The following is a 20870-nucleotide window of genomic DNA, read 5'->3' on the forward strand; positions in this document are numbered from 1 at the left end:
GAGGATGACGAGCCCGCGGGTCGGACCGGCCTATCGTGCAGCCTGTGACCTCCCGACCCGGCACCGACCTCCGGCACCAGCTCGCGGCGTCGTGGCGCGACCTCACCGGCGGAGCGCTGCGGGCCGACGGCTGGCTGCCCGACGTCGTGGTCGTCGGCGTGCTGCTGCTGTGGGGGTCGGTGGGCGCCGCCGTCGTCGGCACCGGAGGGGGTTCCGTCCCCGGGCTGATGCTGCTCACCCTCCTGCAGACGGTGCCGCTGCTGTGGCGCCGACGGCGTCCGGGGCCGGTCGCGGCGGCCGTGGCGGGGGCCTGCCTCCTCCAGGTGCTCACCCTGGACTCGCCCCTGGCCAGCAACATCGCGGTCCCGGTGGTCGTCTACAGCGCGGCGGCGTTCGGGGACCGCCGGACCTCGCGGACGGTGCTGTGGACCGCCCTCGCCGGCGCCGTCGTCGCGGGAGTGGACTGGTCGTGGGCCTGGGCGGGGGCCGGCCAGCTCCTCCTGAGCGTCGCGTTCCAGGCGACGTTCATGGCCGCGTTCGTGGCGGTCGCCTGGGTGCTGGGCGACGTGGTGCGACGGCGCAAGGCGGTCGCGGCCCGGCTCGAGGCGCAGGACCGCGCCCTGGCCCGGGACCAGACGCAGCGGGCCCAGCTCGCGGCCCAGGGGGAGCGCGCCTCGATCGCCCGGGAGATGCACGACGTGGTGGCGCACAGCCTCGCGGTCGTGGTCGTCCAGGCCGACGGCGGTCTCTACGCCGCGCGTCAGGCCCTCGACGCGCCCCCCGCGATCGGGGCCGACCGGGCGGCGCTGGCCAGGGCCACGGCCACCCTGGAGACGCTCGCCCACACCGCCCGCGAGTCGCTCGCCGAGACGCGCAAGCTCGTCGGCGTGCTGCGCGACGAGGGCGCGGGTGCGGAGTACTCCCCGCTGCAGGGGCTCGCCTACCTCGAGGAGCTCTCGGCCCGGGTGCGCGACTCCGGCGTGCCGGTCGACGTCGTCGTGCGGGGCGACGTGGACGACCTGCCGCGCGAGGTCGACCTCGCGGCCTACCGGGTCGTCCAGGAGTCGCTGACCAACGTGCTCAAGCACGCCGGCCCCGACGCGCACGTCGACGTGGACGTGCTGCGCACGCCCGCAGTCCTCCTCGTCCGGGTCACCGACGACGGCGCCGGCCCCGCCGCGGACGCCGACGGCGAGGGCAACGGGGTCCTGGGCATGGCCGAGCGGGTCGAGGTCCTGGGTGGCACCGTCCACGCCGGGCCACGCCCCCGCGGCGGGTGGGAGGTGGTGGCGAGCATCCCCACGGGGGACGGGCACGGCATACCCTCGAGGTCCACGCCCGGAGGAGACCGGTGAGCTCGCTGCCGCAGGACCGCCCGGTCCGCCTGTTCGTCGTCGACGACCAGGAGCTGGTGCGCGCCGGGTTCCGGATGGTGCTGGACGCGCAGCCGGACATGACGGTCGTCGGGGAGGCGGGCGACGGGCTCGCCGCCCTGGACGGCATCGCGGCCACCCGGCCGGACGTCGTGCTCATGGACATCCGGATGCCGCGGCTGGACGGCGTCGGTGCCACGAGGCGGCTGCTCGCCGAGGGCGGAGGCAACGACGTCAAGGTCCTCGTGCTGACGACCTTCGACCTGGACGAGTATGTCTTCGCGGCGCTGCGCGCCGGGGCCTCGGGATTCCTGCTCAAGGACGCGGGCCCGGCCGAGCTGCTCGCCGCGATCCGGGCCGTCCACGCCGGTGACGCGGCGATGGCCCCGTCCACGACCCGGCGGCTGCTGGAACGATTCCTCCCTGAGTTGCCGGACGCGGGGCGGGAGTCGGACGCCGCGGCGGAGCGGCGCAGCGCGGCGGCCCGTCTGGGACCGCTGACCGGCCGGGAGCGCGAGGTGCTCGAGGCGGTGGGTCGCGGGTTGTCCAACACTGAGATCGCGGCCGAGCTGTTCCTCGCCGAGGCGACGGTCAAGACGCACATCGGTCGGGTGCTGAGCAAGCTGGGGCTGCGCGACCGCGTCCACATGGTGATCACGGCGTACGAGACCGGGCTGGTCGGGCGCCCCGGCTGACCTGGGAGGATCGGGCCATGGACTGGGTCATCCTGCTCGCCTCCGGCGTCCTCGAGGCCGTCTGGGCGACCGCCCTCGGTGCCTCCCAGGGTCTGCGCCGGCCCCGCCCCACCGCCGTCTTCGCCGTCGCGACGGTGCTCTCGGTGTGGGGGCTGGCGGTCGCGATGCAGACCATCCCGACCGGCACCGCCTACGCCGTCTGGACCGCCACCGGCGCGAGCCTGACCGTGGTGTGGGCGATGGCGCGGGGCACCGAGCCGGCCGGGCTGGTGAGGGTGCTGCTGCTGCTCGGCATCGTCAGCTGCGTCGTCGGCCTCAAGGTGGTGTCCTGATGGCTGCCTGGCCGGTGCTCCTGGTCAGCGCGGTCCTGGAGGCAGTCTGGGCCACCGCGCTCGGCGCCTCGGACGGCCTGACCCGCCCGGGCCCGACCGTCGTCTTCGTGGTCTTCTCGGTGCTCAGCCTGGCCGGGCTCGGGTGGGCGATGCGGTTCATCCCGACCGGCACCGCGTATGCCGTGTGGACGGGCCTGGGCGCGGTCCTCACCGTGGCGTGGGCGGCGTGGACCGGGACGGAGCCGCTCACCGCGCTCAAGGTGGTGTTCCTCGTCGGGATCATCGGCTGCGTGGTCGGGCTGAAGCTGACGACCCCGCCGCCCGGGCCGGGACGGACGGCGCCCGACCCCGGATGACGGGGACGTCATACCTGGGGTGGAGGCGACCGCCGCCAGGTGGGGACCTGCGGGGGAGGCCGGGCACGACCACCCCCGCCTAGCGTCGCTGCCATGACGACAACGACACCGCGGCGACCGGCCGCGACCCTGGCGGCGAGCGCCCTGGACCTGACGAAGACCTACGGACGGGGGGAGACGGCCGTGCGTGCCCTGGACGGGGTGAGCGTGGGCGTCGAGGCGCAGCGGTTCACCGCGATCATGGGCCCGAGCGGCTCCGGGAAGTCGACCCTCATGCACCTGCTGGCCGGGCTCGACACCCCCACCTCCGGGCGGGTGTTCCTCGGTGGGACCGAGCTGACCGCCCTCTCCGACCGCCAGCTGACGACGCTGCGGAGGCGCTCGGTCGGGTTCGTGTTCCAGGCGTTCAACCTCCTGCCGACGCTCACCGCCCTGCAGAACGTCCGGCTGCCGCTGGACCTGGCCGGGACGCGCCCCGACCCGGGGTGGGAGCGGGCGGTGGTCGAGGGCCTCGGCCTGGCCGACCGTCTCGACCACCGGCCCGGTGAGCTCTCCGGCGGCCAGCAGCAGCGGGTCGCCCTGGCGCGGGCGCTGGTCACCCGCCCGGAGGTGATCTTCGCCGACGAGCCCACGGGCGCGCTGGACTCCACGACGGGGGCGGAGGTGCTTGACCTGCTCCGCCGCTCGGTCGACGAGTGGGGTCAGACGGTGGTCATGGTCACGCACGACGCGACGGCGGCGGCCGTGGCCGACCGGGTGGTCCTGCTGGCCGACGGCCGGGTCGCGGGGGAGATCGTCGACCCGGACGCCGACGCGGTCCTCGCCTCCGTGCGCGAGCTGGGGAGGCGCTGATGAGCACCTGGCTGACCGCCGGCCTCCTGTCACGGGGACGCCGTCTGCTCTCCGCGGCGGTGGCCATCATCATCGGGGTGGCCTTCCTGACCACCAGCCTCGCGGCCGTGTCCACGGCGCAGCGGGGCATGGAGGACGCGCTCGGGGCGGGCCTGCGCGAGGCGGACCTCGTCGTCACGGGCGAGGAGGGCGCCCCGGTGCCGCTGCAGGTCCACGACGAGCTGGCCTCGGTCGAGGAGCTGGTCGCGGTGCGGGGGCGGGTCACGGTGTCCGCCGAGCTCGGCCCGGAGGAGTGGGTCATGGGTGCGACCCTCCCGTCCGTCGGGGTGACACTGCTCGACGGCCGGCTGGCGCAGGAGCGCGGGGAGATCGTCGTCGACACCGACCTCGCGGAGCGGGCACCGGTCGGTGAGGTGCTCACCGTGCGGGTGCTCGCCGCCGCCGACGACACCGCGACCGTCGACGTTGACGTCGTCGACCTGGACGTCGTCGGCGTGGCCGACTTCGGCGACGGGGACCCGGTGCTCTCCTACGGCCCGGCGTTCGTCGCCACCGACGCCACCCTGCGCGACGTCGACCCCGCCCTCACGTACGACGCCCTGATGCTGGACCTTGCCGCCGGCGCCGACGAGGAGGCCGCCCGGACCGCGATCGTCGGGGCCTGGGGGGAGGCGGTCGTCCAGACCGGTCCGGAGGCCGCCGCGGAGCGGGTCTCGAGGTTCACCGGCGGCACCGACGCGCTGGCGGCCATGCTGCTCGGCTTCGGTGCGGTGGCCCTCGCGACGGCCGCGATCGTCATCGCCAACACCTTCACGATCACCCTCGCGCAGCGCACCGGTGAGCTCGCCCTGCTGCGGGCCGTCGGTGCGACCCGAGCTCAGGTCCGTCGGCTGGTGCTCCTCGAGGCCCTCCTGCTCGGGCTCGTCGCGTCGGCGGTGGGCGTGGGGCTGGGGCTCCTCGGGGCACGAGGTCTGCTCGGGCTCTCCGGGCGCTTCGACCTGGGCATCCCGCTGGGGACCGAGGTGGCCGTCACCCCGCTCGTCCTGGGCGTGCCGTTCGCGGTCGGCGCAGTCGTCACCGTGGCGGCGAGCCTGTGGCCAGCGGTCCGCGCCACCCGCGTCTCCCCCCTCGCGGCCCTGCGCCCGGACGGGGAGGCGGCCGGTCGCCGGCGCACCCCGTGGGTGCGTCTGGTCCTGGCGACCGTCCTGGTGGGCGCGGGCGTCGCCGCGATGGGGTATGCCGCCACGCACCGCGACCTGCTCAGCGGGGTGGCGGGGGGTCTGGTGTCCTTCGTCGGTGTGCTCGTGGCCGGTGTCGTCGTGGTGCCGACGGCGGTGCGGGCCCTCGGGATGGTCGCCCGGACGGCCGGGGTCCCGGGACGGCTCGCGGTCGACAACGCCGTGCGCAACCCCGGCCGCGCCGCGGCCACGTCCGCAGCCCTGCTCGTCGGGGTCACCCTCATCACGATGACGTCGGTCGGTGCCGCCTCGGCCGAGCGGACCGCGCTCGGCGAGATCGACGGTGCCTACGCGGTGGACGTGCTGGTGGAGGGGAGCGGCGAGGTCGTCCCCGAGCCGCTCGCGGCGGACGTCCTCGCAAGGGTGGCTGCCGCGGAGGGGGTCGAGACCGCCCGGGCCGTGGAGACGGCATACCTGAGCGTGGGGGAGGAGTGGGCGCCCACGGCGACGCTGGGGCTGGACCCGGCTCGCGACGGCGACGTCGTGCGCAGCTCGGCGCTGTCCGACCTCGTGCCCGGCACGCTCGGGCTGAGCAACGCCATGCTGGCGATCTACGGGCTCGAGGCGGGGGACGGTGTGACCGTCAGCGGGCCGGGCGGCTCTGCGGACCTGCGGGTGGTCGAGCTGGCGGTCGGGTACCAGGTCGCCGTCAACGTCTCCGACCTGCGTGCGCTCGGCGGGGACGACGTCGCCACCGGGGCGGTGCTGGTCGGGCTGACCGACGACGCCGACGTGGCCGAGGCGATGAGTGCGGTCCGGGAGGTCGCCGACGACGCCGGTCTGGCCGTGTCGGGTGCCGCCATGGAGCGCGCGGTCATCACCCAGGTGCTCGACGTGCTCGTCCTCGTCACGACGGCGCTGCTCGGGGTCGCGGTCCTCATCGCCGTCGTCGGCATCGCCAACACGTTGTCGTTGTCGGTGGTGGAGCGGCACCGGGAGCACGCTCTGCTGCGGGGTCTCGGACTGACCCGGGGGCAGATGAGGCTCATGCTGCTCACCGAAGGCGTCCTGCTCGCGGTGGTCAGCGCGATCCTCGGGCTCGCGATCGGGGTCGGTTACGCCGCGCTCGGCGTCCAGACCGTCCTGCCGGCTGGCACTGCCCTGCAGCTGTCGGTCCCGTGGGCGCAGGTCGGTGCCATCGTCGGGGTGGCGGTGCTCGCCGGTGTGCTGGCGAGCGTGCTGCCTGCGCGGCGGGCGACACGGGTGAGCCCCGTCGAGGGGCTGGTCGCCACGTAGCTCCGTCGGGTCGTCGGTGGGACATCCGGCGGCCCGGCGTTCCGGGCCCCGCCGCGAAGGGACGCGCGGCGTGCGGGCCAGGTCGGGAAGGGACTCCCGACCCGTGCGCCGCCCGGTCACCCCGTGAGGGTGGCCGGGCGGTCGTGCGTCGGGGCGGTCGTGCGGTCGGGGCAGGGTGATCGTGGTGGTCAGGCGGCGTCGGTGTCGTCGGCGAGCGGGTCGTCGGCGGGGGTGCCGGTGTTGCCGACGGCCGCGGTGTTGTCGTCGGTGGAGTCGTGGAGGAGGTCATCGAGGGTGGGGTGGGTGGGTGAGGGTCCCTGGTAGGTCTGGCCCTTGCTGTCGGTCCAGTCCTGACGGATCCAGGTGCTGTCGCGGCCTTCGAGATCGGGGCCTTCGAGATCGGGGTGGTGGGGGTCGCGGTGCGTGCCGGGGGTGCCGGCCCGGGCCGTGAGGGTGGCGTAGGTGAGGCGGTCGGCGAGGTCGCGGCGGGCGTCGGGGTCGTGGGGGTGCCGGGTGCGCAGGTGGGTGCGGTAGTCGTAGGTGCGGGTGGTGAGGACCTGACCCAGGACGGTGGTGATGCTGAGGTCGCGGCGGGCACCGATGGACAGGTGCCAGGACCCGTCGGTCTTGAACTTGTGGGGCTGGCGGGCGAGCAGGACCAGGTTGGTCTCGCTGGTCGGGCCGCCGGCCCACCCGTAGGGGGTGACGTGGTCCAGCTCGCCGGCGTGGGCGCCGAGGCGGGAGCCAGGGGCCCGGTTGTACACGTCGGCGGCGATGATCTGGCGGCGCATGTCCGTGTCCGGGCGGTAGGTGGCGATGGTGCGCTCCACGAGCCGCCCGTCTCGGGGGTCCACGACCAGGCGGTGCAGGGTGGTGCCGGGGAACAGTGCCAGCTCGCGGGCGTGGCCGTCGCTGATGAAAAAGGGGTGCGGGCCCAGGACCTCTGCCACCATCCCCCGCCCCGGCCCGTCCGGTCGTGGGGCAGGGGCCTGCCATGCAGGTGGGTCAGGGTCAGGGTCAGGGTCGGGGTCGGGGCCAGGGTCGGGTGCCGGGCCGTGGTTCGGCTCGTGACCGGGAGCTGGGTCGTCGTCGGAGGGGTGCGGCAGGTGGGTGGGGTCGCCACAGCGGGCGCACATCGGGAAGCCGCCGGCCAGCGTGGCGAAGGGGACGATCACCTGCAGCGCCACGGTCGGGAGCCCGTTGACGACCCTGGCCAGCAGCTGCATGTCAGCCGGGGCGAGTACCTCGTCAAGGAGAGCCTGAACCTGACCCTCACCGTCCTCGTCGCAGTGGCCCTCGGCGTCCTGATCGCGCCGGCCATGCTCGTGGCCCTCCTCTCCCGTCGCCCGGTCCGCCACCTCGTCCGCCACCCTGTCCTCCGCCTCGTCCTGCACCTCGTCCTGCACCTCGTCCTTCGCCGCCCCGTGAGGCTGCGCGTCCGTGTCCTCAGTCGATCGCGCAGCGGTGTCGGTGGTGCCCGTGGTGCCGGTGGGGGTGGTCAGGGCGATGGTGCCGTAGAGGAGCAGGCCTCGCGCTGCGTCCGAACGCAGCTGGTCGAGGGTGCGCTCGTCGCCACGGCGACGGATCGTGCGGGCGGCCCGGTCCACGCGCTGCCCGGCGGCCACGACCGAGGCGGCCGGCCCGGTGATCCGCATCGTCGCGGTGCCGTCGTCGTGGACCCGCACGCTGACGCGTCGGGCCGCGTAGGCCCGTGCCCGACGCGCCTTCTCGGCGTCGGGGTCGGTGGACCGGCACGCCTCGACCTCGGCCTGCAGCGCCGTGGTGAACCGCGGGTGGTCCCACGGGCGGTGGTGCAGCGATCCGTCCGGATCCAGCCGTTGTTCGACCGCCTGGGCCGGGTCGTCCCCGAACAGCGCCTCACCCACCAGCACCCGCTGCGGGTGCGTCAGTGACGCAGTCGCGTCCAGGAACACCCGGACCAAGGGCCAGGACGCCTCCCCCACTGCCAACGCGGCCTCCAGCACCGCACGCAGGTCTGACGGCGCGGTCGCCGCCCGCACCAGGGTCCTCGCCTCCGTGATCCCGAAGCCGACCGCCACCTGCAGCTCCGCCGCCGCCAACCCCCGCACCTCCGTCTCCACGGACGCCGCCTCCGTGCGCCCCATCTGCTCCGGGTCGAGCCCGCGCCGCTCCAGCACCGCCGCCCGGCACCCCGCCACCACCTCCTCCGTCGCCCGCACCAGGTCCAGGTCGACCCGGGAGCGTTGTGCCCCCACCTCCCGCAACCGCAGCACCCCCGGATGCACGACCCCCTCACCCGCACGGAGCCCCGCCGCCGCCCCCGGCGCGCTCCTCCCAGATCCCTCTCCTGCCGCCGTCACCATGCCCCTCACCTCCCCTCGGTGCGACTACTCTCATTCTAGAACACATGTTCGAATACGATGCGATCTATCCACAGGCGTGTCGTGAGCTTCCCCCGCGCCGGTGCACGAAGCGCAGCCTGTCCTTGCTGGCCTCCCACGCCAGGGTGCGATAGGCCTGAGACATGGGCACGGTCGCCCCGGTTCTGCGTCGTCACCCCCTCGTCGGGCTGACCCTGGGGGTGCTCGTCCTCGTCCTCGTCCTCGCCCTGGCCGTCGCCGGCGCCGACCAGCCGGCGCAGTGGCTGGCGACGGGCTACGTCACGGTCGTGGTGCTGCGCACCTCTGCCGGCATGGTCCGGGACCTCGTGCGCGGGCACTACGGGCTGGACGTTCTCGCCGTCGTCGCCATGGTCTCCACGCTGCTCGTGGGGGAGCACCTCGCCTCGCTCATCATCGTGCTCATGCTCAGCGGCGGAGAGGCGCTGGAGGAGTATGCCGCCACGCGCGCCCGCGCCGAGCTCACCGACCTCCTCGAAAGGGCCCCGCAGGTCGCCCACAGGGTCGTCGGCACCGGCAGCGGCACCGGCACCGGCGTCGAGGACGTCGCCGTCGACGAGGTGGAGCCGGGTGACGTGCTCCTCGTCAGGCCTGCGGAGGTCGTCCCCGTCGACGGGGAGCTCCTCGCCGAGGAGGCCTCCTTCGACGAGTCCTCGCTCACCGGTGAGAGCCTGCCGGTCACCCACGTGCGGGGTGACCACGTCCTCAGCGGCTCCCTCAACGGCAGCGCCGCGGTGGCCGTCCGGGCGACGGCGCGCGCGGCCGACTCCCAGTACCAGCGCATCCTGCGCCTCGTGGCCGCGGCGGACGACGCGAAGGCACCGACGGTCCGGGTCGCCGACCGTTTCGCGGTGCCGTTCACGGCCGTCGCGCTGGTCATCGGTGGACTGGCGTGGTCCCTCTCGGGCGACCCCACCCGGTTCGCCGAGGTGATGGTGCTGGCGACCCCCTGCCCCCTGCTCATCGCCGCCCCGGTCGCCTTCCTCGGCGGGACCAGCCGTGCAGCACGCTCGGGCATCGTGGTCAAGGGCGGGGCGACGCTGGAGGCGCTGGCCCGGTCCCGCTCGGTCGCCTTCGACAAGACCGGCACCCTCAGCCAGGCCGGCCGGAGCTCGCCCGGGTCGAGGTCGTGGAGGGGCACGACCCGGACGAGGTGCTGCGGCTGGCCGCCTCGGCAGAGCAGTTCTCCTCGCACGTGCTGGCCGACGGCGTGATGCGCGCGGCCCACGCCCGTGAGCTGTCCCTGTCGGAGGGCAGCGAGGCGCAGGAACGGGCCACCGACGGCGTGACGGCGGTCGTGGACGGCCGGTCCGTGGTCGTCGGCAAGCTGCGCCTGGTCCGCGAGACCGACCCCACGGCATACCCCTGCCCGGTGCGCAGCGGCGAGACCTCGGTGGCGGTCGCGGTCGACGGGCTCCTGGCAGGGCACCTCGTCCTCGTCGACCCGCTGCGCCCCAACGCCGCCGCCACGGTGCGCGTCCTGCGCGAGCTGGGGATGCAGGAGGTCGCGCTGCTCACCGGCGACAACGTCGCCACCGCGTGGTCCATGGCCGACGAGGCCGGCATCGGCAGCGTCCATGCCGAGCTGCTCCCCGAGGACAAGGTCCGCCTGGTCGCCGGGATGTCGCACCGGCCGGTCGTCATGGTCGGCGACGGCGTCAACGACGCCCCCGTGCTCGCCGCCGCCGACGTCGGGATCGCCATGGGGGCGCGCGGCTCCACGGCGGCGAGCGAGGCCGCCGACGTGGTGATCACCCGCGACGACATCGGCAAGGTGGTGCAGGCGGTCGACATCGGGCGCCAGACCTACCGGGTCGCGCTGACGGCCATCTGGATCGGAGTGTGGCTGAGCCTGGGGCTGATGGTCGTGGCCGCCTTCGGCCACGTCCCGGCGGTCGCCGGCGCGCTCACCCAGGAGCTCGTCGACCTCGCGGCGATCCTCTACGCGCTCCTGGCGCTGCGCCCCGGCCGTGAGCACCCCGAGCTGCTGGAACCAGCCCCGGTGCCGGCCAGGGCCGATCGCGCCGACCGAGACGTCCTGGAGAGCTCCTAGGATGCTCCGCCCAACCGCTGCCGCAGCCCGCTCGCCCGGACCACCCGGCGCGCCACGGCCGCCCGCACGACCTCCTCGGTGGCCACCACGCGCACCCGCTCCTGCGCCCTCGTCACCGCGGTGTAGAACAGCTCCCGCGTGAGCAGCGGCGACTCGGTCTCGGGCAGCAGCACGGTGACCTCCTCGGCCTGGCTGCCCTGCGCCTTGTGGATGGTCATCGCGTGCATGGTCTCGACGTCGCCCAGCCGGCCCGGCGCGAACCGCTGCGCTCCTGCCGGACCCTCGATGACGGCCATCCGCACCGGGGTCCCGTCGGGCTTCTGCGAGGCGACGACCACCCCGGTGTCACCGTTGAGGACCCCCGTGGCGTAGTCGTTGGCGGTGACCAGCAGGGGTCGCCCGACGTACATCGGGTCGTAGAACGTCAGCCCGGTGTCCTCGCCCAGCCAGGTCTCCGCCCAGCGGTTCCAGGTGCGCACCCCCTGCGGCCCCTCGCGGTGGGCGCACAGCAGCCGGTGCCGTCCCAGCGCCCGCATCGCCAGCTCGGCGTCACCGCGCCGGGCGGCGTCGAGCACCGCGCGCGCATGCCGGGTCACCAACGGCCTCAGGTATGCCGTCACCTCACCCTCCCGGACCCACTCCACCTCCGCGCTGCCCGCCGAGAGCGCGGCGACGACGGCGTCGGCGTCCCCGACGCGCAACGCCTCGGCCAGGGCCCCGATGGTCTCGCCGTAGCGGTGCACGGTCCGCAGGCGGGCGAGGGCGACGGGGGAGGCGAGCGGCGTGCGGGCGGCACCGGCCACGATGTCGGCGAGGACCGCCCCGGCGTCGACGGAGACCAGCTGGTCGGCGTCGCCGACGAGGATCAGCCGGGCAGCGGGCCGCAGTGCCTCCAGCAGCCTCGCCATGTGGGTGAGGGAGACCATCGACGCCTCGTCGACGAGCACCACGTCGTGGGGGAGCCGGTTGGAGCGGTCGTGCCGGAACCGCGTGCGGCTGTCCGGCCGCCAGCCGAGCAGCCGGTGCAGGGTGAGCGCCTCGACGTCGGCGAGGGGCTCGATCACCGCTCGCGTCGCGGGGTCGGGGGTCCGGGCGAGGATCTCGCCGAGGGCGTCGGCGACGGCTGCCCGGACGCGGGCCGCGGCCTTGCCCGTCGGGGCGGCCAGCCCCACGCGCAGCGGCCGCTCGCTCCCCGCCGCCGCCTGCTCCGCCAGGAGGGCGAGGACGCCCGCCACGGTCGTCGTCTTGCCCGTCCCGGGGCCACCGGTGAGCACGGCGGTCCGGGCGTGGGCGAGCACCTGCGCGGCGGCGCGCTGCTCGGCATACCCCTCGCCGGGGAAGACGCGCTCGAGCCCGGCCGCCAGGACGACGTCGTCCACCGGCGGGGGACCCTGGGCCGCCCGGGCGCGCAGGTCGTCGACGACCTGCACCTCCTGGTGGTGGTAGCGCTGCAGGTAGACCAGGCCCTGGTCGACGACGAGCGCGCCCTCCCGGACCAGCCTGCTGCCGGCCACCCGCTCGGTCCAGCCGTCGGTGGCCGGCCACGGCAGGTCGCGGAGCGGACCCTCGTCGGGGGTGAGATCCGCCAGGTCGACGGCGACGGAGCCGGAGCGGACGGCGCGGGAGGCCAGCGCGGCGGCGAGCACCGCGTCCTCGTCCTGCTCGTGGCTCACCCGCGCCAGCGTGCGCGCGATGTGCACGTCGGCCGCGGTGAGGAGGCCGGCCCGGTTGAACGCCCCGAGGGCGCCGCTCGCGCTGAGCGCCAGCCGGCGGTCGTCGCCGCCGACCGGCTCGAACGTCTCCAGCAGGCTCATGCGCCGGCGCTCCTCTCGGGCAGGGCCGTGCCGTCCAGCAGGTCGGAGACGGCTCTGACCAGGGCCACCGGTGGCCGCCAGGAGAACACCCCGCACGGGTGGCCGTCGACCTCCGGGGTGCCCGGCCCGCACATGCCCCGCACGTAGAGGTAGAGGACACCGCCCAGGTGACGGGCCGGGTCGTAGCCGCGCAGCCGCCAGCGCAGGAAGCGGTGGGCCACGACCGCGTAGAGCAGGGCCTGGAGGGGGTAGGAGGAGTGGCCCATGGCCTCGACGAGCATCTCGGGGCGGTAGTCGGCCGCGGTCAGCGGCTGCTCGGGGCGGCCCAGCCAGTTGGTCTTGTAGTCGACGACGAGGTAGCGACCGCTGGTGCGCAGCACGACGTCGACCGATCCGGTGAGGTAGCCGCGCAGGTCCTGGGCGCCGAGCTCGGGGCTGTGCTCGAGCACGTCGGCCCACGCCCGGACGGGGTCGCCGCTCGGCAGGTGGGCCCGCAGCAGGGGGGCGAGATCGCCGAGCACGGCGGCGGGGGAGGCGTCGCGCCGGCGCAGGTCGCCGCCACCGAGCGGCAGCTCGAAGTCGAGCTCGCACAACCGGTCACCCTGCCCGATCTGGCGGAGGGTGGCTCCGCCGGCGAGCGGACCCAGGGAGGTGTCGCACACGGCGACGAGGGCGTCCGCGAGGACGTCCGGGTCGAGGTCGACGGGCCACTGCAGGCGCTGCTCCGCGACGTGCTGCAGCAGCTCGGTGCGCAGGTCCGGCGCCTGCGGGTCGGCGTGCTCCAGGATGGCGTGCACCAGCGACCCGAAGGTGGCTCCGACCGGCAGGTCCGCCATCGGCGAGGGCACGTCGGCACCGGGCACCGGCACCTCCAGCCCGGGCAGGGACGGGGTGAGGTCGAGGACGGGGTCGGGAGTCTCCGGCTCGTCCTCCCGCGGGGTCACCTCCGGCTCGCTGCCCACCCCACCCGTCAGCTCGAGGCCGGAGGCGTCGCGCGGGGTGGTCAGCGCGGTGTAGGAGGTGCGCCGCCAGCCGTGGTCGATCCGGCGGGTCCACCGTGCCAGCTCGAGGTCGGGCCGGGGCGGGACGGGCACCGGCGGGACCGCCGCGGCGGGGTCGGCGCGCTCGAGGACGAAGGCGCCCGCCCCGGCCCAGCGCTGCAGCACCTCGGTGGCCTCGGCGTCGCGGGTCGGCACCTTCACGACGTCGGGCACCTGCCCCTGGCCGGGCGGGCGCCCGAACAGCACCCGGTGCAGCGGCGAGCTGGCCGCGTTGGTCACCGGCGCCCACCACGTGACGACCTGGGACTGCGCCCGGGTGAGGGCGACGTAGAGGAGCCGGAGCGACTCCCCGGCGTCCTCGTCCTTGTGCGCCCGCACCGACGCGTCCCAGCCGGGGTTGCCCCGGGCGCCGCCGACGTCGAGGCAGCGGGTGCGCTCCGGCCCCGGCTCGTGGAAGAGCGGGATGTCGGGGCTGTCGCTGGTCCACCGGTCGGTGAGGGTCGGCAGGTAGACGACGGGGAACTGCAGGCCCTTGCTGCCGTGGATCGTCATCAGCTGCACGGCGGCGGCGTCGCTGTCCAGCCGTCGGGTCCGCGCGCCGGCCGACTGCGCGGCGTCCTCGGCCATCCCGGCGCGCAGCCACTCCAGCAGGGCGACGAGCCCCAGCTGGTGGCGGTGCGAGACCTCGTGCAGCAGCTGGGCGACGTGCCGCAGGTCGGTGAGGACGCGCTCCCCGCTGACCCGGCCCAGGACGCGCGCCGGCAGGCCCTCGACGACGAGGACCTCGAGCACGGCGGCGAGGCCCTGCCGCGCGTAGACCGCAGCCAGGTCGCGGCAGCGCCCGGCCAGCTCGTCGTCGAGGGGGGCCCCGCCCGCGGCGAGGGCGTGCACGTCATACCCGAGGAGGTCGGTGAGGGCCGCGGCACGGGTGAGGAGGGAGCGGTGCGGCGCGACCATCGCCTCGAGCAGGGTCAGCCAGTCCTGGGCGGCCCGCCCGTGGAGCACGGTGGAACCTCCCGTGCTGACGGCGGGGATGCCGAGGGCGTGCAGCTCGCGCTGCGCGAGGGCGAGGTCCTTGCCCTTGTGGGCGATGACCGCGACGTCGCGCGCCTGCACGGGCCGCCCGTCGAACGTCGCGTCCGAGGCGAGCAGGGACGCGACGTCCTGGGCGAGGTCGCGCGCGATGAACGGGCGCACCGTCGGCATCCGCCGGTCACCGCCGAGGTGCTCCTTGAGCAGGACCTGCCGCAGCCGGACCGGCGCGGGCGTCCCGCCCTCGGGGGTATGCGGTGCGCCCGCCAGTCGCGAGCCGGACAGGCGTGCGCTGACCCGGTGCACGGTGATCTTCTCGTCCCCGAGCTCCGCGCCGCCGAGCAGGACGCCGAGAGCGCCGACCACGCCCGCGTCGGACCGGAAGTTGTGGGGGAGCGTGCAGCTCGCCCCCGCGGTGGCCGCGGCCGTGAGGTAGGTGACGACGTCGCCGCCGCGGAAGGCGTAGATCGCCTGCTTGGGGTCCCCGATCAGCACCATCGCGAGCGCCTGCCCGGTGAAGGCCCGGTCGAGGACCTTCCACTGGACGGGGTCGGTGTCCTGGAACTCGTCGACGAGAACGACCTTCCAGCGCTGCCGCATCCGCTGGCGGGCGGGGGAGTCCTCCTCCTCCAGGGCGTCGGCGAGCTGGGTGAGCAGGTCGTTGTAGTGCATGACCTGCAGCCGGCGCTTCCGCACGTCCAGCTCGGCACGGACCGCGCCGGCGAAGCGCACCCGACGGTCGGCGGGGCTGCCGCGCTCCGCGCTGGTCGGGCGCAGCTCGGCGTGCACGTCGTCGACGACGGTGCGGGCGATCCGCAGCGCCTCGGACCGGTCGAACAGCGGCACCTTTTCGTCCCGGAGGAAGCCGCGCAGGTAGATGTCGTCCACGACGTCGACCAGCAGGTCGTCGAGGTCCTCGACGAGGGTCGCGCCGGCGTCGGCGGTGCCGGCGACCCCGAGGCTGCGCAGCACCTGCTGGCAGAACTGGTGCGTGGTGGCGATGGTGGCGGCGTCGAAGTGGGTCAGCGCGGCGCGCAGCCGCGCCCGCCGTGCCCGCAGCTCCGCCTGGTCGGCGTCGAGGAGGAGGCTGACCAGCTCGTCCCGCGTCTCCTCCGGCGGGGGGGAGGAGAGGGCGTGCTCGGCCGCGACGAGCTGCTCCCGCACCCGGGCCCGCAGCTCCTGGCTGGCGGCGCGGCCGAAGGTCACGACGAGCATCTCGGGCAGCGCGACGACGCCCTCGGCGACGAACCGCGTCACGAGCGCGGCGATCGTCCAGGTCTTGCCGGTCCCGGCGCTCGCCTCGAGCAGGACCGTGCCGCGGGGGAGGTCGTCGCGGATGGAGAAGGAGGTCCGGCCGGTGGCGCGGTCGAGGGGGAAGGGGAGGATCGTCATACCCGCTCCAGCCGCTCCGCACCCGGTGCCAGGACCGGCCCCCAGACCCGCAGCGCGAGCTGCCCGAGGCGGGACTCGACCCCGGGCGTCCACCGCTCGTCGTCCCTGGGGGTGCCCAGCAGGTCGTTCAGCGGCACCGCGCCCCCGTGGACGTAGCTCCAGCTGGGGTCGTCCTGCTCCTTGGGGAACGCCTTCTCGAAGGTGTCGCTGGTCTGCCACTCGCGGTTGGCGTCCAGGGTGGCGGCCGGCGCGTCGGCCGGGCCGGACAGGTAGCTCTGCGCCCAGCGGAGGGAGGTCTGCAGCGGGAGCGGGAGCGGCTCGCGGAGCCCGCGATCGCGCAGGTCGACGAGCTGGTCCAGCAGCTCCAGCGCCCGGTCCGGGTCGTGGGGGCCGTGGGTGACGTGCACGTAACCGGGAGCGCGACCCCAGCGGTAGCGCCCGAGGACGTGGCTCGCGGCCTGCGGCCCGAGGGTGGCCGAGAGGGCGAGCGAGGTGATCCAGGACCGCAGGCGCTGCTTGGCCTTCACCGAGGAGTAGGTGAGCGTGAGGGCGCGCTCGCCGACCACGCCGGCGACGGTGCCGGTCAGCCGGCGCCCGCCGGGCAGGACGAGGTCGACGTCGACGACCTCCCTCGGCAGCTCGGTGCCGAGCCCGCCCTGGCCGGTGATGCTCCAGGCCGCCTCGCACAGCGCCTTCACGTCGGTCGCGACCTGCTGGAGGGTCCGGGTGCCGAGCTCGCCGGGCGGCAGCTCGCCCCGCCAGTGCTCCGCGTCGAAGGTGCCCACGGGGTCGCGTCCGGAGAGCACGGCGGCGAGCACGCGATCGCCGATCGCCCAGGTCTGCAGCCCGTCGAGCTCGATCGGGATGCCCTCCCCCCGCACCTCGGCGACCTCGGGCAGGAGCAGCCCGAGCCTGTTGCGGAGGTAGGCACGGGCCGGGTTGTCGAAGAAGCGCAGCAGCTCTCCGAGGTCGACGTCGGCCCCGGGGCCGCCCGGCGGGTCGAGCACCTGGGAGGCGAGCACCGACTGGGTCTCGCGCTCGTCGATCGCCTCGCGCCCGCCGGCCAGCGCGGCCGGGTCGTAGCTGAACGGGCGATCCTGCGGCAGCAGGGGAGCGCGGTCGTCGGTGGCGGCGCCCAGGTTGCGGGCGTCGAAGGGCTGCAGCGGGTGGCAGGTCAGCACCCGCTCCACCCCCTCGCCCGTCGCCGTGCCGTTGACGGCGTCGACCAGCTCGCCCAGCGGCACGGCGGGCGGCCGCTCACGGCCCGTGTGCTCGTCGAAGCCGGTGTAGGTGATGACCAGCGTGTCGCCGGCCGACATCAGGGCGTCGAGGAGGAGCTGGCGGTCCTCGCTGCGCAGGTCGCGCTCCCCGGTGACCGGTCGACGGGCCAGGGCGTCGTCGCCGTCGGGTGTCGTGGAGCGGGGGAAGTCACCGTCGTCGAGCCCGACGAGGCAGACGACCCGGTGGGGCACCGAGCGCATGGGGACCATCGTGCAGACGGTCAGGGTGCCGGTGCGGAAGTTCGAGCGGGTGGCCCGGCCGCTCGCCTGCTCCGACAGGAGCGCGTGGACGTCCGGGAGGGTCAGGGACGACCCGCCCCCACCGGCGCCGATACGCGCCAGCTCGGTCTCCAGCTGGGTCAGCTGCCAGGCGTCGCGGTAGGACACGTCGGCCAGGCCGAGCACCCCCTGGTGCAGGGCGGTGACCCATTGCTCCACGCCGTCGGCCGACTGCAGCCGCCGCAGGGTCACGCCCAGCCGGTCGACCAGCTCGGCCATCCGTCCGGCGAGGTCGAGGTCACCGCTGTCCAGGTCGTCGAGCGCGAGGGTGGTGCCGAGGTGGTCGGTGTCCCGTCCGTCCACCGCTGCGCCGACCAGGATGCGGTCCAGTCCGGCCCGCCAGGTGTTCTGGGTCAGGTGCGGCAGCTGGTAGGCCGCGCGGTGCTCCTCGTCGAGCCCCCACCGCACCGCGACACCCTCCGCCCAGTCGCCGAGGCGCTCGAGCGCGTCGTCGTCCAGCCCGAACCGGTGACGGACGGGACCGCTGCGGGCCAGGTCCAGCACCTCGCTCGCCGTGAGCCGGCCGCCGGCCAGCGTGAGCAGGCGCAGCGCGAGGGCGAGCAGCGGGTTGGTCCGGAGCGGGGCCCGGTCGGCCAGCCGCACCCGCAGCCCGTGGGCCGGGTGCGCCTCCGCGGGGCCGACGACCTCCCCGAGGCCGAAGCCCGCGTGGACCAGGGGGGTGTAGGCGTCGATGTCGGGGCACATCACGAGGATGTCGCGGGGCTCGAGGGTCGGGTCGTGCTCGAGGAGGTCGGCGAGGACGTCGCGGAGCACCTCGACCTGCCGGGCCCGGCCGTGGCAGGCTCGCACCTGGACGCTGCGGTCGTCCGCCCCGACCACCCGCGTGCCGCGCTCGGCCTGGTCCGGGACGTGGTCCTGGGCCAGGTCGGACTGGAGCAGCCCCAGCAGCGTCGGGGCGACGGTCCGCCCGGTGGGGCCGTGGTGCTCGTCCACGCCGCCCGCGAGCGCCAGCGTGCGCTGCAGCTCGCGGGCGTCGCGGCCCAGGCTGGCCAGCAGCGGGTGCCGGACGAGCGCCCCCGAGCGGTCCTCGTCCCGCGGCACCGGCCCGGCGGTGGCCGCCCCGGCGAGGGCGTCCCAGGCACCGGGGGAGGCCTGCGGGAGCCAGAGGTGGACGTCGAGGTGCTCACCGAGCGCTGCCAGGACCTCCACCTCGCTCCGGGCGACCCGGGTGTGGCCGAACAGGGACAGCCGGCCGGGCAGGACGAGGTCCCGACCGAGCCTGAGACCCTCCGCGCTGCGTCCCCGCAGGTCTGCGACGACGCGAGCCTGCCGGACGTCGGGCGGCTCCCCGTCCACCTCGGCGAGGACCCGGCGCCACAGCTCCGGCTGCCAGGCGAGGTCGTCGGCGACCCGCCCGCCGAGCCCGTCACCGGAGCCGCCCTCGCGCCAGTCCGTCAGCAGGTCGGGACGCTGGGCCGCGTAGTCGGCGAAGAGGCCGGCCAGCCGACGGGCGAGGGCGTAGCGACGGCCTCGCCGCAGCTCGGCCTCGGTGCCGGACGCGCCATACCCGAGGTGGATGGAGAGCGTCCTCGCCCAGGGCTCGCCGAGGCTCGCGTCGAGCGCGCGCAGCACCGACCAGGCGAGCTGGCCGGGGTGCCACGGGTCGTCGCGCCCGATCCCCAGCACGAGCGCCACGAGGGAGTGCGGGTTGAGGAAGCGCACCCCCGCGCACACCCCGTCGGACCCCTCCGGACCGGTGCCGAGCCGGTGCGAGAGACGCTGCGCCAGCCAGCGCTCGACGCCCTTGGCGGGCACCGCGACGACCTCCTCGGCGAACGGGTCCGGCAGCGGCTCCACAAGGAGCTCGGCCAGCCCGTCGGCGAGCACGTCGGTGCTCTGCGCTCGGTGCACGTACAAGGTCACGTCCGCGACCCTAGCCGCGTGTGCCGACAGACCGATAGCAGGTCGTTGGGACTCGCGCTATGGGTAGAAGTACCCACCACCCCCACGTCCGTCGGGGTCTTCCGCGATGCTCCTTTCCAGCAGCACCCCGGTGCCTGGGTCCGCTCTCGTCGGGCCGCCGGGGTGGGACGGAGGGCAGCCGAGATGGACGAGGTCGACCGCGCCAGGATCGAGAAGGACACCTATCGCTACGTCCGGTGGATGATGATCGTGCTCCCCGGCCTGCTGCTGGGGGTGACGCTCGTGATCGCACGGGTGCAGGGTGAGCTGGAGACGTCGATCAGCGCCTACTACGGGGGTCCCGTCCGTGACATCCTCGTCGGCACACTGATCGCCACCGCCGCCTGCCTGGTCGCCTACCAGGGTGTCGGCCTGCTGGAGGACTACGCGCTCAACGGTGCCGGCTTCTACGCCGTCTTCGTCGCGCTGGTGCCGACCGGGTTCGCGGACATCATGGCCGACCTGCGGGCGCAGCCCACGGCAGACGGCATGACCGCCACCGACTACGGGCAGTTCCTCAGGGTGGCGCTGACCGGTGTCGTGCTGCTGTGCCTCGTGCTGTTCGTCCGAGAGCTGGTCTCTGGCCGGATCGCCGAGCTCGTCAGGGCCAGGACGGACACGGTGTCCAAGAGCCTCACGCGGGTCTTCGTCGGCCTGACCTCGGTGGTCCTCATGTGGTTCCTGGCGCTCGCGATGCTGCAGCTGTGGCGAGGGCCGGCCGACCAGATCACGATGGAAGGGGTCCGGCTGATGGGGTGGCAGGTCTCGATCCACTTCCTCGCGGCGGTCTTCCTCATCGTCTCCCTGACGGTGGCCGTCCTGACCAACACCTGGCCCTTCTTCGCCTGGGACCGCTCCCTCTGGCGTTCCGGTCGTGGGGCCTACCTGGTGATCGTGGCACTCATGACGGTCGGCCTCCTGATCCCCTGGGGTGTGTCCCGGGCCTTCGCCCCGGACCACCTCGTCATCCTGCTGGAGTGGTGGGAGCTCGCGATGTTCATCGGCTTCTGGATCATGGAGACCGTCCGCCTCGGTCGTCGGACACTGGCCCCCGCCACCCCGGGACCGCTGCAGGAACCGCAGCGCGACCCGGTCCCGCAGGACGCCCCAGCCTCCTCGCTGTAGCTGACCACACTCAGCGCACCCGGGCCGGCGTGCCGCCGGTGAGACTCACCAGCTCCTCGAAGGTCAGCGCCATGACGGTGTCCGGCGTGCCTCCGGCTGCCCACACCTCGACGAACGCCCCCAGGTCGGTGTCGACGAGGGCCCGCAACCGGCTCGGGTGACCGGTCGGCGCGACCCCGCCGATCGCCATACCAGTGGCTGTGCGGACGAAGGCCGCGCTCGCCCGCTCGACCCGCTCCGCGCCCACGGTGCGGGCGACGAGGTCGGTGTCCACGCGCGCGGCCCCGCTGGCCATCACGAGCAGCGGTTCGCCGTCGGCGTCGAAGACAAGGCTGTTAGCGATCGCACCGACGTCGCAGCCGATCTGCGCCGCGGCCAGCGCCGCGGTCCGGGCGTGCTCGTCGAGCCAGACCATGCGCGGGGTGATGCCGGCGGCCTCGACCGCAGCGAGGACCGTCCGGTTGGTAGCGTGCATGCGACGAGTCTGCACGACGCCGGGCGAGGGGCC

Annotated in this window: 14 protein-coding genes; 9 read left to right on the top strand and 5 right to left on the bottom strand. The window is 74.9% G+C overall.

Annotation, left to right across the window (positions count from 1 at the left end; all coding sequences use genetic code 11):
• Positions 1-44: 44 nt before the first annotated feature.
• The 6 genes from D4B81_RS12640 to D4B81_RS12665 all read left to right on the top strand — a co-directional run bounded on the left by D4B81_RS12640 (position 45) and on the right by D4B81_RS12665 (position 6082).
• Complete coding sequence (locus tag D4B81_RS12640; RefSeq protein ID WP_122262971.1) at positions 45-1355, top strand: sensor histidine kinase; 1311 nt, start codon at positions 45-47, stop codon at positions 1353-1355.
• Positions 1352-2068, top strand: a complete 717-nt coding sequence (locus D4B81_RS12645; protein ID WP_419866243.1) for a response regulator transcription factor — start codon at positions 1352-1354, stop codon at positions 2066-2068. The genes D4B81_RS12640 and D4B81_RS12645 overlap by 4 nt, the downstream gene beginning before the upstream one ends.
• A 17-nt stretch (positions 2069-2085) precedes the next feature.
• Positions 2086-2400 carry a DMT family transporter gene (locus D4B81_RS12650; RefSeq protein ID WP_122262972.1) on the top strand — a complete coding sequence of 105 codons (315 nt, stop codon included), beginning with the start codon at positions 2086-2088 and terminating at the stop codon, positions 2398-2400.
• Complete coding sequence (locus D4B81_RS12655; protein WP_097188644.1) at positions 2400-2756, top strand: DMT family transporter; 357 nt, start codon at positions 2400-2402, stop codon at positions 2754-2756. Before D4B81_RS12650 ends, D4B81_RS12655 begins: the two co-directional genes overlap by 1 nt.
• 93 nt (positions 2757-2849) lie before the next feature.
• Positions 2850-3608 carry an ABC transporter ATP-binding protein gene (locus D4B81_RS12660; protein WP_122262973.1) on the top strand — a complete coding sequence of 253 codons (759 nt, stop codon included), beginning with the start codon at positions 2850-2852 and terminating at the stop codon, positions 3606-3608.
• The gene (locus D4B81_RS12665) at positions 3608-6082 is read left to right on the top strand and encodes an FtsX-like permease family protein (protein ID WP_122262974.1); all 2475 of its coding nucleotides are present in this window, start codon (positions 3608-3610) and stop codon (positions 6080-6082) included. The genes D4B81_RS12660 and D4B81_RS12665 overlap by 1 nt, the downstream gene beginning before the upstream one ends.
• A gap of 188 nt (positions 6083-6270) precedes the next feature.
• On the opposite strand, the gene D4B81_RS18175 is transcribed toward D4B81_RS12665, so the two are convergent.
• Entirely contained in the window at positions 6271-8427 is a 2157-nt protein-coding gene (locus tag D4B81_RS18175) for an HNH endonuclease (RefSeq protein ID WP_161965157.1), read from the bottom strand.
• Positions 8428-8588: 161 nt separating this feature from the next.
• Between D4B81_RS18175 and D4B81_RS19250 the strand changes: the two genes are divergently transcribed.
• Together D4B81_RS19250 and D4B81_RS19255 are read left to right on the top strand one after the other, a co-directional pair.
• Positions 8589-9677: an HAD-IC family P-type ATPase gene (locus D4B81_RS19250; RefSeq protein WP_337189876.1), complete on the top strand. Its 1089-nt coding sequence runs from the start codon at positions 8589-8591 to the stop codon at positions 9675-9677.
• A complete protein-coding gene (locus D4B81_RS19255) occupies positions 9593-10516 on the top strand; it encodes an HAD-IC family P-type ATPase (protein WP_337189877.1) in 924 nt (307 codons plus the stop codon). Before D4B81_RS19250 ends, D4B81_RS19255 begins: the two co-directional genes overlap by 85 nt.
• On the opposite strand, the gene recD is transcribed toward D4B81_RS19255, so the two are convergent.
• Genes recD through recC form a run of 3 tightly spaced genes read right to left on the bottom strand, consistent with a single transcriptional unit; the run spans position 10513 to position 19198 of the window.
• Entirely contained in the window at positions 10513-12330 is a 1818-nt protein-coding gene (gene recD, locus D4B81_RS12680) for an exodeoxyribonuclease V subunit alpha (RefSeq protein ID WP_122262975.1), read from the bottom strand. The two genes, D4B81_RS19255 and recD, sit on opposite strands and share 4 nt — an antisense overlap.
• Positions 12327-15755, bottom strand: coding sequence for a UvrD-helicase domain-containing protein (locus D4B81_RS12685; protein WP_122262976.1), 3429 nt, complete (start codon positions 15753-15755; stop codon positions 12327-12329). Before D4B81_RS12685 ends, recD begins: the two co-directional genes overlap by 4 nt.
• The gene (recC, locus tag D4B81_RS12690; RefSeq protein WP_122262977.1) at positions 15752-19198 is read right to left on the bottom strand and encodes an exodeoxyribonuclease V subunit gamma; all 3447 of its coding nucleotides are present in this window, start codon (positions 19196-19198) and stop codon (positions 15752-15754) included. The genes D4B81_RS12685 and recC overlap by 4 nt, the downstream gene beginning before the upstream one ends.
• Before the next feature lie 183 nt (positions 19199-19381).
• Here recC and D4B81_RS12695 point away from each other — a divergent pair, with 183 nt between their 5' ends.
• Positions 19382-20362, top strand: a complete 981-nt coding sequence (locus tag D4B81_RS12695; protein ID WP_122262978.1) for a hypothetical protein — start codon at positions 19382-19384, stop codon at positions 20360-20362.
• A gap of 10 nt (positions 20363-20372) precedes the next feature.
• Here D4B81_RS12695 and D4B81_RS12700 read toward each other — a convergent pair whose 3' ends face one another.
• Complete coding sequence (locus D4B81_RS12700) at positions 20373-20837, bottom strand: YbaK/EbsC family protein (protein ID WP_122262979.1); 465 nt, start codon at positions 20835-20837, stop codon at positions 20373-20375.
• Positions 20838-20870: the final 33 nt, after the last annotated feature.

Source organism: Ornithinimicrobium cerasi (assembly GCF_003702705.1).
In the GTDB taxonomy this organism is placed as follows: domain Bacteria; phylum Actinomycetota; class Actinomycetes; order Actinomycetales; family Dermatophilaceae; genus Ornithinicoccus; species Ornithinicoccus cerasi.

Bases quoted from the DNA above. Each gene is read 5' to 3' on its own strand.
- D4B81_RS19250 (WP_337189876.1), top strand. From the start codon at position 8,589: ATGGGCACGGTCGCCCCGGTTCTGCGTCGTCACCCCCTCGTCGGGCTG.
- D4B81_RS18175 (WP_161965157.1), bottom strand. From the start codon at position 8,427: ATGGTGACGGCGGCAGGAGAGGGATCTGGGAGGAGCGCGCCGGGGGCG.
- D4B81_RS12655 (WP_097188644.1), top strand. From the start codon at position 2,400: ATGGCTGCCTGGCCGGTGCTCCTGGTCAGCGCGGTCCTGGAGGCAGTC.
- recD (WP_122262975.1), bottom strand. From the start codon at position 12,330: ATGAGCCTGCTGGAGACGTTCGAGCCGGTCGGCGGCGACGACCGCCGG.
- D4B81_RS12685 (WP_122262976.1), bottom strand. From the start codon at position 15,755: ATGACGATCCTCCCCTTCCCCCTCGACCGCGCCACCGGCCGGACCTCC.
- D4B81_RS12650 (WP_122262972.1), top strand. From the start codon at position 2,086: ATGGACTGGGTCATCCTGCTCGCCTCCGGCGTCCTCGAGGCCGTCTGG.
- D4B81_RS12660 (WP_122262973.1), top strand. From the start codon at position 2,850: ATGACGACAACGACACCGCGGCGACCGGCCGCGACCCTGGCGGCGAGC.
- D4B81_RS12695 (WP_122262978.1), top strand. From the start codon at position 19,382: ATGGACGAGGTCGACCGCGCCAGGATCGAGAAGGACACCTATCGCTAC.
- D4B81_RS12665 (WP_122262974.1), top strand. From the start codon at position 3,608: ATGAGCACCTGGCTGACCGCCGGCCTCCTGTCACGGGGACGCCGTCTG.
- D4B81_RS12700 (WP_122262979.1), bottom strand. From the start codon at position 20,837: ATGCACGCTACCAACCGGACGGTCCTCGCTGCGGTCGAGGCCGCCGGC.